We start from the raw sequence: 10990 nt of genomic DNA on the forward strand, positions 1-10990 counted from the left end.
GTCCGACCGCCCGGACCACGGGCGATCACCGGGCAGATGAGTCACAGATCAGACGCCGGGCGCTGCCGCCGATCGGGCCGTCCCAGTGTGCGGCCGCCGCGAGGACGGCGCCGGCGATGACGTCGCCGGGGTAGTGCACCCCGGTGTGAATGCGCGAATAGCCCACGGCGCAGGCCAGGAGTCCCAGGGGGACGGTGACGGGCGGGAACGCGGGCCCGACCGCAGCGGCGAAGGCGACGGCGGACGCCGTGTGCCCGGAGGGGAAAGAGGCGGACGCCGGCATGGGGACATGCCGTGCTGGGAACGGCGAGTTCACGGCACGGTGGGGGCGGGGTCGCCGTACAAGACGCTTGCCCAGGAGGTTCGCCGTGGTGGACGCGACGCCGATCGCCGCCACGCCGAGCACCGCGGCGCGGCGGGAGCGGCCGGGGCGCAGGGCAAGTGTGGCGGCGATCAGGAGGGAGACCTTGGAGTGATCGGCCGCCGCGGACAGTCGGCGCAGCGCCGAGTCCAGTGCGGGTGTGCTGGTGACCGTCACGGTCTCGTAGAGGGCCTGGTCGAGGATTGCGAGGTCGTGCAACAGGCCCTGCGGTACTCGTTGTTGCCGAGTCCGACGGTCAATCATCGCTCTGCTCCTGGTTCTTGTCGCGTGAGGGGGCTGCTCGGTCGTGGTTCTCACGTGCGTGCGGCGACAGGTCGAAGGCGAGGCGCATGATGCGGTACCAGTCGACGGTCGGTGCGACGTACGGTGCACCGGGACGTTCCCGTGGGACGCGGACCCGCAGCACGCCGGGTCGTATCGAGCACACGACGGGCGGCGGCAGGACGAGTGCCTCACCGTCGACGGCCACCGGAATGGTCTCCTCGTCGGACTCCACGACGACTCTGCGGGACGTCAGGACCGTGATACCGCTGGCCCGCTCCCCCAGCAACGCCACTTCGGCGGCCTGAACGGCGCCTCCGACACTAACCGCGATCACGCCGAGTTCGCCGGTGTCGAGCCGTTCCCTGCGGCCACCGGTCAGCGGGTCGGCCCGCGCGTAGGGGTTGTTGCTGACCAGCACCGCCTGGGGCGTCTCCAATCGCTCTTCGTCGGTCCGGGCACTGAGTGCGGCGCCCGCCTCACCCGCCAGCAGGTCCGGCAACTGGTCGAGCGCGGTGACCGCTTTGGCGTCACGGTAGTCGGGGCTCTGCACGATGTGGGCGTACGTGCCGAACGAGGCCGTGTTGACGAACGGCCGGCCGGAGATGTCCCCGAGGTCGACGCGGAGTTCGACACCGTCCGAGAGCGCGTCCAGGCTGCTCACCGGATCGTCCCGGTCCAGGCCGAGGTCCATGGCGAAGTGGTTGCGGGTACCGGCCGTCACGACCATGAACGGCAGACCGTGTTCGGCGGCCACTCCCGCCACCAGGGCCTGGGTGCCGTCGCCGCCGGCCACACCGAGCAGGTCGGCTCCGTCGGCTACGGCCTGCCGGGCCAGTGCCACCGGGTCCGGCTCCGTGTCGAGGTCGAGCAGGATCACTCGCGCGCCCAGCGCCTCGGCCCGCTCCACGAGTCCGTGCTGCACGACCTTCCCGCCGCCCGACTTCGGATTCATGATCAGCACGGCCCGGCGGGGCGGGCGCACCGTGCGGGTGTGCATGCCGCGCGGCTTGCGCAGACGGCGCAGGGCACTGCGCGCGCAGCCGAGCGCGGCCGTCCACGCCGCGAGGGCGATCACTGCGACCACCCACAGGCCCGACACGGCGTAGAGCACCAGGACGCCGACGGGTGCGGTGATCGCCAGCAGGGCACCGAGGAGCCGGGTGATTCCTCGGTGTGCCAACGCCCACCACAGGCCCGCGCCGGCCAGTCCGAGACCCGCGAGGCCCAGCAACAGGATGAACCAGTGGTTGGCGCCGGCCACCACCGCGGCCACCGCGCCCGCGATGCACAGCAGGGCGAGACGGGCCAGAGCCCGCGCCGAACCGAGACCCCTGCCGGATCCGTGGCGCTGCGTCTCGCGGGTCGTTCCGGTCTCGTTCAATGTCGATTCCCCGTCATGGATGAGGCAGCCTGCCGCAAGCCCGCGGCAGCCGCCTCGTCTGTCCGTCACACCGGTGCATCTTGTCGGTGTCCATGGAATCTACGCGGTGTGTCCCTTCTCCTCGACCGGGCAGGATGGAGGCTCGTGTTCAAGCCGCGAAGCGGATCGCGGGGCGTGTTACTTAGTCAGCTCCGCGCGAGCGGAGGTGTTCCGACGACCGCCGCACGGGACCCGGAGTTGGAGCCGTCGGCTCCGCGCGAGCGGAGGTGACCCGTAGGCGGTGAGGACGGCCTCGTTGACGCCGTAGTCGGCTCCATGCGAGAGGCGGTGTGCCGTTGGCGCCGGCCACGTCGTGGCCGGCGACGGTGTCGGCTCCGCCCAAGCGAAGGTGTTCCGCAGTCGCCGGTAGAACCGAAAGAGGCATCCGTCAGCAGCGGGGGTCCGCCGGGACATTTCTGGGATCTCCGACCCCAGCAACCAGCACGAACGTGACACAGCAGAAAGGTCATTCACCAAGGTCAGCTGACATCAGCCACCCATCGCTTCCGTCACCGCACTCGCTAGTTTCTTCCGGGACAAATGAGCACGATGGGCACCCTGATGCTGCGCGCTGGCACAGGCTCCTCGCCAGCGCGCTCGCCTCTTCCGTTCTGGCATCCCTCACGAAGCGTGATCGACGCTCCCATCTGGCTAACAGCGGCTAACACAATGAGGTGGATCAGTCCTGGCTGCCGTGTCCGGGACGGGAGTTGAGCGTTCGGTCCGGTGTGGGGACGTCGCCGTGGATCGTGTCGGATGAACTGTGGGACCATCTGGAGCCGCTGCTGCCGCCGCGTGAGCGCACGTTCCGGTATTTGGGTTGCAGGCGGTTGCCGGACCGGGCAGTGCTGTGCGGGATCTTGTACGTGCTGCACACCGGGATCCAGTGGGAGTATCTGCCCAGGGACCTTGGGTTCGGGTCGGGCATGACGTGTTGGCGCAGGCTGCGGGACTGGAACAAGGCCGGCGTCTGGCAGCGGTTGCACGAGGTCCTGCTGGCCGAACTGAACGCGGCCGCGCGTCTGGACTGGTCCCGCTGTGTGGTCGACTCCTCGCACGTCAGGGCGCTAAACGGGGGCAGCACACGGGCCCGTCGCCGGTCGACCGGGGACGAGCCGGCTCCAAGCATCACTTGATCACCGACGGACACGGCACCCCGCTCGCGGTCCTGCTGACCGGCGGCAACCGCAACGACGTCACCCAGCTCCTGCCTCTGCTCGACGCGATCCCGCCGGTCCGCGGCCGGGTCGGGCATCCTCGCCGGAAGCCGGACTCGCTGTTCGCCGACCGCGGGTACGACCACGACATCTACCGCGACCAGGTCTGCGCCCGCGGCATCGTGCCCGCGATCGCACGCCGCGGCACCCTCCACGGCACCTACCGCTGGGTCGTGGAGAGGAGTTTTGCCTGGCTGCACGGCTTCCGACGCCTACGCGTCCGCTGGGAACGGCGAGCCGACATCCACGAAGCGTTCCTCAAACTCGCCTGCTGCCTGATCACCCACCGACAACTCAAGTCGTTGTGTGAGCCGCCGATAGCCGGTTGAGAACTTCGTCGGGGGTGAAGCTCCAGCCGACCAGGCGCGCCCCGCTCCAGTTGATGCCGATCACGAGTCCATCCCGGGCGGCATCGGGCAGTACGCGATCGCGCCACGTGTCCAAGGGCATGGACTCAACCCGGAGTCCATGCCCCCAGATCAATGCTGCCCTCTGGGCGCGGGGTGAGGTCGACCAGAAGGGAAGGCTTCGCGTGCAGTCCGCAGAGAGGTGTGTCGGGCTTCCGTTGTCATCCCGGACAAGCCAGACCACGCCGCTCTGGCGGACGTCTCGGAAGAATGCCGCCGCTTGCGAACCGCTCTGACTCATGGCCACCGAGCCTACCGTTCTCCAACACTCATTTCGTTAGGGGTTGTAAGGGCTTGCAGAAGAACAACACGCTGATTTCCGCTACCTGTTGAGCAACTGGGGTAGCGGGGTCCGACCTTCTGCGTTGTCCCGTATGCACGGCATGGGGCACGTCGGTCCTGCACGGCGCAGGTTGCTGTGACCTGCGAGTCCAGTGTCGTATACCACAACAACGGGTTCCAGGAGCGAAACCGGGAAGGATTCAGATCCGACGTCGGGCAAGCGGGACGGGAGTTCCGTCAGCAGGGGGTAACGGTGGCGAAGGCCGGACATGGCTACGACGAGCGCGTCGACCGACAGCACGAAGCCTGTACGGCAGTGCTGCGCACCATGGGATTCCCCGTTCACGGCATGCCGAGCCGTTCGGCCCTCGACGCCTTTGTGCAGCCCGAGACCAGGGCCTGGCTGGTCCAGCGAGCCGAAGCCGGGCGCCGGGATGATCTAGTCATGACTCCTAGCATTCGCAGTCTGGGTGGGTGGCAGCGATTTCTCGCCTTGATCGACGCAGTCGGGTGGGCCGCGATCAGCGACGAGGTTCCCCCTTAACCCCTACCGCTACCCCTACGATCCACCGGCACCTCAGCCCTCCCCCCGGCAGCGGATCGCCGACTGGGCGTCCAGGACCACGGGCCGGCCCACTGTCCACTCCGTCGCCCTCGAGGCCGAGCGGGCGCGCCTTGCCGCCAGACACGACGACGGCCAGGACGCCGACTGGCTGATCGGCTTCGTCCTGGACGATATCGAGAGGCCTGAACCGGCGGGGCGAGGACTGAAGTACTGCGGCATAGGCGCGGAATGGCAGATGAAGGACATACAGAAGGAAGACGCCGAGACGCATCTACCGGCCGGACGCCACATCGGCTCCATCACCATCCCCCAGTACCTGCTCTGGCAGGGCATGCGCCGTCGTGCCGGGCGGCTCCCGGCGGACCGGCAGGGCGCCAAGCCGTTCCTCGGTGACCGCAGCACCATGATCCCGGTGCGGTGGGCGACGTGCTTCCCCTACTACCCCGAAGGCAGCTACGAGGTGCTGAGCATGGGCGCCTACAACGAACGGGGCCGGACCGACTACTACCACGTCATCGGCCGTCACCTTCCCGACGGCACCGTCAGCGTGTACCCCGAGGAACACTCGTCCCACTGGTCACAGGGCGTGCGACGGGTACTGAGGGTCTCCCCAATCCACTGAGCCAGGCCCACGGCAGCGGCCACCGCTGACTGCCGGGACTCGCGCCGGCTCCCGAAGGGAGTCGATCGCTCACCGCAAGCAAAGGGCGCGGCACTGCACGGGAGACTGTGCAGGCGTTGACGACGGACAGACTCTGACGCTGGCGTGACGGCCCGCGGCTGCCCGCCCCAATAACCGCCGCACACCCCCCTCGTCACGCATGCAACACCACCTGACGCACAGTCATTCCAGCTGGCTCATTCTGTTAGGAGTTCTAACAAGAAAGTTCACACTCAACGGCCGCCATCCGGCATCCGCCCTGGGGAGAATCTGGGGAGTATCAGCTCCTTCGGGGAGCGCGTGGGGAGAACCGACTGCACAACGCGGCACCCTCTCGAAAGAACCTGAAAGGACCATCAGCGCAGGTCAGAGTCGAAGTTTTCCACATCGTCGCAGGTCAGGGCGGCTATGTAGGCGACTTCAAGAAGATCTCGTCGTGGGCGGCGATCCTGTTCGCACCGACGCTGGTCGGGACGATCTACGGCATGAACTGCGACCGGATGCCGGAGTTGCACTGGGTGCTCGGATATCCCTTCGCGATCGTCCTGATGGCGGTCGTGTGCACCAGTTTGTACGTCATCTTCAAGCGGAAAGACTGGCTCTGAGTAATCGCCCGGAAGGGCGCTTCCGGGGCCGCTGGGGAGAATCTGGGAAGAATGAGCCGCGCCACAAAGCGGGCGCTCTCCAGCGATCGAGTGCGTCGACGTATGCGAGCCCCCGCTCCTCAGGCACCGCCTGGAAGCACTGATCAGCACGGAGAGTAGCGAACTTCCGTAGAGAACGCCGCCTGGAAGCCCACGGACGCCCCGCGGCCTTGGCGTTCGTCGCCGCGTCGGCCGACGACTACGTCCGACGCGGCCACCCGCGCCCCTACCCGGCCCCCTGAGCCAGCTGGTTCAAGACACGGTGCTGCTGGCGACGTGAGCCAGCTCCCCGGCCGACTCGGGGGTCAGACGGTAGAACCCCTGGAGGCTCACCGCACGCTCAAGACGCCCGTCGACCACATGCTTCAGCCCGCGGGTCCGGCCTCGGCGGTTGCGCCAGGCGAGCTCTCCCAGGAGGTCGGCGGGGACCGGTACGTCGAAGCGTACGGGCGTCGCGTCCACGTGCACGGGTGCGGCGCCGCACCCACCGGCGCCGAGCATCGACCACTCGCCGTGTCCGGGGAAGGCCTCGTCCTGCCACGTCGCGGGAGCCGCACCGCAACAGTCGCCCCGGTCCCTGTCGAGCACCCGCATCCGGCTCACCACGAACACCGTGCCCCGGTTGACGTGCACCGCATACACCTCGTCCCCGGCCTCGGCCCCTGACCAGGCGGGCAGCGAGGTATGGACACCGCTGAACGCGACCGGGGGCCGCTCGCCCACATGACCGGCCGCGCGCAGGGCCGTGCAGGTGTCGTGGGTCCACAGGACGGTGAAGGCATCAGGCATGCCGAGATCCTATGAACGAGCACTGACAACCGACCAAGAGTCGGGGGCTACCACCAGGGGGTGCAGGTGATCCCGCTGACGGGGGAGGCACTGGTGATCTGCGCGCAGACACGGAAGGCCCGATCCGACGAACTGCTGGTCGGGTATGCCGCGGTCGTGAGCCTGGCGCCACTCGCGCTCGTGGTGAACGGGCCGCACTGGATCCACGACTTCTTGTTGGGGTCGTTGGTGACATCCATCCAGACCCATCCGATCGCGCTGGGACCCCAGATGCTGGAGCTGGTTGTCAGGACGCCCCACCCCATCTCCCGGCCGCCGACGTTGCCGGCCTGCATCGCGTACGAGGCCACGGCCCACGGCCTGCCGCCGAAGTCGGCCACCACTGCCCCCGCCCCCGCCACACCGCGACCGCTGAGACTGTCCGGGATGTCGGTGAAACCCTGCGCCCCTCCCGTGCAGTCCGACGCCGCCGCCTGAGCCGCACCGGAAGAACCCGCCACCAGCCCTGCCCCGAGCACGAGCGCGGCCGTGCCCACACTGAAGATCCGACGGATGCTGCGCATCTCTTCTCCTTGGTCGAAGCTGTAGCGGCCGGAAGACACCCGAGCCGGCGCCTCGAACGTAGACCGTGCCTGGGACGTCGCGTCCCTGACAGATGTCAGGGTGGTGCGGGTGCGTGCCGGGCGTCGGGGCGCGGGTGACTGGGCGGGTTGTTCAGTACAGAGCGGCGAAAGGTGCGGTGACAGCGGCGGCGAGGGTGATGACCGCGGCGAAGGTAGTGGCGGCGCGGCTGAGGGCGGCGGGGTAGCTGGCACCGTCTATGCGGGCGAACTTGCCCGCGCCGACCGCGGCCAGCAGCGCGATGACGAGCACGAGTGCGACGGAGTACGAGTGCGACGGAGTACGAGGCGCCGGGGAACTCCCATCCATCGGTGCCTTCGCCGATGATCTCCACGATGGCGTCGTCGATGAAGTGGTCCTCGAACTCGTCGTCGGTGAGCTCCCCGGCGAACCAGAACTCCTCGATCGCGTCTCAGTTGCCGCGCTCTCCGTCGATCCGCAGAGGCGCGGCGTCCACAGTGCCGCGCCTTCGTTCGTGGTCGCCGGTCCTGACAACGTCGCTGATCTCGTACCGGCCGAGTCTGATGCGGTCCGGGAGCGGGGCGGCGGGGACGATCGCGACGTTCTCGTAGGCGGTGTGGATGAAGTCGCGGTAATCGCGGCGGACGTTGTACTCAGGGTCCGACAGCCACTTGAAAAGCGTGTCGGACCGGACGTCCAGGCCAGCGGTCTCCAGGGCCTCATATCCACGGCGGGTTCCGGTGAGCTGGGAGAGCTGGGCGTGCCAGTGCTTGGCGTTGTACGTCGACAGCCGGTGGCGGGGGGGGTGACCTGGGCGCGCAGAAGGTTGTTGAGAGTGGCGTCCAGGGAGTCGCCGCGGCCGGTGGGGCCAGCCATCAGTCGTCACCCTCGGGGATCATCTGCCCGCGTTCGATGAACTTGGCCTTGACCTCGCCGAAGCCCGTTCCGATCCGGTACGTGTCGGGTGTGCAGCTTCGGCCAACTCCCGCTCGACGGCGTTGCCCACAGCGCGCGCGGGTTGGGTGCCGGCTGTAGGGACGGCGGGGGCGCTGTCGGCGTCGAGGAAGCGGGCGTGCAGCAGGTCGGGGCTCAGGTGTGCCGAGCCGATCGTGCCGAAGTCGCGGTCGGCGACCGTCACATGGATCTTGGCGAGGTCCTCGGTCGGCGTGAGCGTCAACGTGATGTCGGCATCCGGGAGACGGTCACTGGCGGGTTGCCTCGCGAGAGGTGGCCGCGCACCTGGACGGGCTGTCGCCGCTGGGTAACGGATTTGCGGCGGCGGGTGGATACGTGTAGGCGACTTGGGATGCTCGTACCCATGGTGATGGGTGGGGGGCAACAGGAGCGCCGTATCTGGACGGTGCTGTGTATGGCCGGGGTGGTGGCGACGCTGGTTGCCGCAGGCTGGGGCATTCGGGAGCTACGCCGGGGCGAGACCATCATGAACGTGGTCACGTTCGTCTTCGTGGTCCCTGGCTTTGTTGTGGCAATTGCCGGCCTGTTGCTGGCCAGGGTCGGGCTGGGACAGCGGGCGGATGCCGCCTCGCTGGGCGAGTCTGCCGCCCGAACCCTGGCAGACGCAGTCGCCCGGGCCGAGGGCAAGGAGCTCCTGGACCTGCAGGGTGCTGACCTCACCGACGGAGACCGCCACCTGATCAACGTCCGCTTCACCCGGGAGACACCGGCCAGCGCGTCCGGGCCCTTGGCTCGCGGACAGCTGCGCGACGGCACCCCCAACATTCCGGCCATCGCCGCCTACTACAGCAGCACCGAAGCGCGGCGGCTGGTCATCACCGGCGAACCCGGCGCCGGCAAGACGGTCCTGGCGCTGGAGCTCCTCACCGAGTTGATCAAACCCGCGGCGCCACCGACCCGGTGCCGGTGCGCCTGTCGCTGGCCCAGTGGGATCCGGCGCTACCGCTGGAGGACTTCCTCACCGCTCACCTCACCACGTCCTACGACCAGCCCCTGTTGCGTGCCCACCAACTGGTGCACGGCCACTGGATCCTGCCGGTACTGGACGGGCTGGATGAGATGGATCCCGGCTTGACCGATGCGGACGGCACATCGGTCTGCGACACCCAGGGCCGCCAGTTACCCGACCCCGAGGCCCCCCGCGCCCGGGCTGCGCTGAAGGCACTCAATGCCTACAGCCACGGTAAGGACCCCGCGCCGCTGATCCTGCTCTGCCGCACCGCCCACTACCAAGCGCTCGCGGCCACAGCAGAGTCGCGGCCGCCGGCCCGGCTCACCCCAGCCACCCGAATCGCCATCCAGCCCGTGACCCCGGCCCGGGCCCGCGCCTACCTCGCCGCCCGAACCGAGGGCAACTCCCGCTGGGCTAGCCTCCTGCAGGAGCTGCGCACGAACTCACCCAGCCTGCTGGCCGGGCATCTCAGTACGCCGTGGCGCCTGTCCCTGGCTGCCACCGTCTACCGCACTACCGACCCAGCACCGCTGCGGGCCCTCTCCACCCCGCAGGAACTGGACGAGCACCTGCTCGCCCTGCTGATCCCTGCCACCCGCAACCTGTATCCGCCGCCCCGCGGCTACCAGGACGACCAGATCCGGACGTGGCTCACCTGCATCGCCCGGCATCTCAACTCCACACGGCTGGCCAATGGCTCAATCACCGGTGCCGGCGCGCGCACGGACATCCATCTGTACGAGTTGTGGCCGATCGCCGGGCACGCCCGCGTACGCGCCTGGGATGCCGCACTCACGACACTGGCGATCTTGCTCGCCTGTCTGCCCGCCATCCTGCTGCTATGGCCCATCAGCATGTTCCTCACCGCCACGTTCGCCATATACCCCTGTATCACCGCATGGATAGCGGGGAGTCAGACCACCAGCCTCCCGCGCAGGTGGAGTTGGCAGGCCCTCCGCACGAATTCGAGGAGCTCCCTGGCCTCGCTGGCCGGCGGGCTTGCCGTGGGACTGACGTTCGGGCTGATGGGCCGTCTGACTCCCGGGCTGACAGCCAAATTGCCAGCCGGGCTGGCGATCGGGCTGGGTGCTGGGCTCGCGTATGGGCTGGCGATCGGGCTCGCGTATGGGCTGGCGATCGGGCTCGCGTATGGGCTGGCGATCGGACTGGCGATCGGGGCGCAGGCTGATCCGAGGCGCATCGCCTCCCCTGGAGAGGTAATGCAGGAGGACGCGAAATTCGGACTGGCTGTCAGTCTGGCGTTGGGTCTAGCGGGTGGGTTTGCGTTCGGCCTGCCGTTGGGGCTGGCGTTCGGGCTGATGCCCGGGTTGATTGTCGGGCTCCGGTCGGCCCGCCGCTACGTGGTCTTCCTGTGGTGCGCACGGAAGGTTCTGCCGTTCCACCTCACCACCTTGCTCGCCTACGCCTACGGCGCTGGCCTGCTGCGACGCTCAGGAAACGCCTATCAATTCCGCCACCGAGAACTACAGCAATGGCTTACCGCCCAGCCCTGACGGACCAGATCCCGCAAGTACCGCCAGGACTGATCGAAGCTTGGGCCGCGCGGCGACATTCCGTCACCCCGCGAGCTGCATTTCGTCGGTCCCCGTTCTACGGCGAGGTCGCCGTGTTCGAAGTAGGCCTGGAAAGCACGGGCAGGCCTGTGCGTCCGCTCGGGCGGAGCCACCGAGGGACGCACGAAGAGGGCGAGGAATGCCTCGAGCGAAGGGAAGGGCCCGCCAGCAAGCTGGCGGACTCTCATCCAACGTCGAGCCGATGGTGCGTGCTTTACGGGAAGCCCCCCGTGCCCCCGCAGCAGGCGACGGTCTCCGTCTGGCTGGCGCTAGCGA

At 68.4% G+C, this 10990-nt stretch carries 11 protein-coding genes and 1 pseudogene; 5 read left to right on the plus strand and 7 right to left on the minus strand.

Features of this window, described 5'->3' with window-relative positions; all coding sequences use genetic code 11:
• Nucleotides 1-25: 25 nt before the first annotated feature.
• Together ACWD5F_RS04845 and ACWD5F_RS04850 are read right to left on the minus strand one after the other, a co-directional pair.
• A complete protein-coding gene (locus ACWD5F_RS04845; protein ID WP_451251130.1) occupies nucleotides 26-625 on the minus strand; it encodes a phosphatase PAP2 family protein in 600 nt (199 codons plus the stop codon).
• Nucleotides 618-2027, minus strand: coding sequence for a diacylglycerol/lipid kinase family protein (locus ACWD5F_RS04850; protein ID WP_451251132.1), 1410 nt, complete (start codon nucleotides 2025-2027; stop codon nucleotides 618-620). Before ACWD5F_RS04850 ends, ACWD5F_RS04845 begins: the two co-directional genes overlap by 8 nt.
• Nucleotides 2028-2755: 728 nt before the next feature.
• On the opposite strand from ACWD5F_RS04850, the gene ACWD5F_RS04855 reads away from it, so the two are divergent.
• Nucleotides 2756-3612 (plus strand): IS5 family transposase gene (locus ACWD5F_RS04855; protein ID WP_451252260.1). Its coding sequence is split into 2 segments (ribosomal slippage): nucleotides 2756-3118 and nucleotides 3121-3612, totalling 855 coding nucleotides; the frame shifts between segments, so codons are not numbered across the junction.
• Here the strand turns inward: ACWD5F_RS04855 and ACWD5F_RS04860 are convergent.
• The gene (locus ACWD5F_RS04860; protein ID WP_451251134.1) at nucleotides 3578-3931 is read right to left on the minus strand and encodes a DUF2750 domain-containing protein; all 354 of its coding nucleotides are present in this window, start codon (nucleotides 3929-3931) and stop codon (nucleotides 3578-3580) included. The genes ACWD5F_RS04855 and ACWD5F_RS04860 overlap by 35 nt on opposite strands.
• 841 nt (nucleotides 3932-4772) lie before the next feature.
• On the opposite strand from ACWD5F_RS04860, the gene ACWD5F_RS04865 reads away from it, so the two are divergent.
• A complete protein-coding gene (locus tag ACWD5F_RS04865) occupies nucleotides 4773-5159 on the plus strand; it encodes a hypothetical protein (RefSeq protein ID WP_451251136.1) in 387 nt (128 codons plus the stop codon).
• A gap of 455 nt (nucleotides 5160-5614) precedes the next feature.
• Nucleotides 5615-5803: pseudogene (locus ACWD5F_RS04870) on the plus strand (CorA family divalent cation transporter); the annotation flags it as partial.
• Nucleotides 5804-6094: 291 nt separating this feature from the next.
• Here ACWD5F_RS04870 and ACWD5F_RS04875 read toward each other — a convergent pair.
• The 3 genes from ACWD5F_RS04875 to ACWD5F_RS04885 form a co-directional block, all read right to left on the minus strand.
• Nucleotides 6095-6631, minus strand: coding sequence for a hypothetical protein (locus ACWD5F_RS04875; RefSeq protein WP_451251138.1), 537 nt, complete (start codon nucleotides 6629-6631; stop codon nucleotides 6095-6097).
• A 47-nt stretch (nucleotides 6632-6678) separates the two neighbouring features.
• Nucleotides 6679-7194: a hypothetical protein gene (locus ACWD5F_RS04880; protein WP_451251140.1), complete on the minus strand. Its 516-nt coding sequence runs from the start codon at nucleotides 7192-7194 to the stop codon at nucleotides 6679-6681.
• A 151-nt stretch (nucleotides 7195-7345) separates the two neighbouring features.
• Nucleotides 7346-7504: a hypothetical protein gene (locus tag ACWD5F_RS04885; RefSeq protein ID WP_451251142.1), complete on the minus strand. Its 159-nt coding sequence runs from the start codon at nucleotides 7502-7504 to the stop codon at nucleotides 7346-7348.
• Between ACWD5F_RS04885 and ACWD5F_RS04890 the strand changes: the two genes are divergently transcribed.
• Nucleotides 7494-8129, plus strand: coding sequence for a hypothetical protein (locus ACWD5F_RS04890; RefSeq protein ID WP_451251144.1), 636 nt, complete (start codon nucleotides 7494-7496; stop codon nucleotides 8127-8129). The two genes, ACWD5F_RS04885 and ACWD5F_RS04890, sit on opposite strands and share 11 nt — an antisense overlap.
• Here the strand turns inward: ACWD5F_RS04890 and ACWD5F_RS04895 are convergent.
• Nucleotides 8109-8390: a hypothetical protein gene (locus ACWD5F_RS04895; RefSeq protein ID WP_451251146.1), complete on the minus strand. Its 282-nt coding sequence runs from the start codon at nucleotides 8388-8390 to the stop codon at nucleotides 8109-8111. The genes ACWD5F_RS04890 and ACWD5F_RS04895 overlap by 21 nt on opposite strands.
• A gap of 704 nt (nucleotides 8391-9094) precedes the next feature.
• Here ACWD5F_RS04895 and ACWD5F_RS04900 point away from each other — a divergent pair.
• Nucleotides 9095-10654, plus strand: coding sequence for a hypothetical protein (locus tag ACWD5F_RS04900; RefSeq protein ID WP_451251148.1), 1560 nt, complete (start codon nucleotides 9095-9097; stop codon nucleotides 10652-10654).
• Nucleotides 10655-10990 lie beyond the last annotated feature (336 nt).

Source organism: Streptomyces sp. NPDC002499, assembly GCF_053595415.1.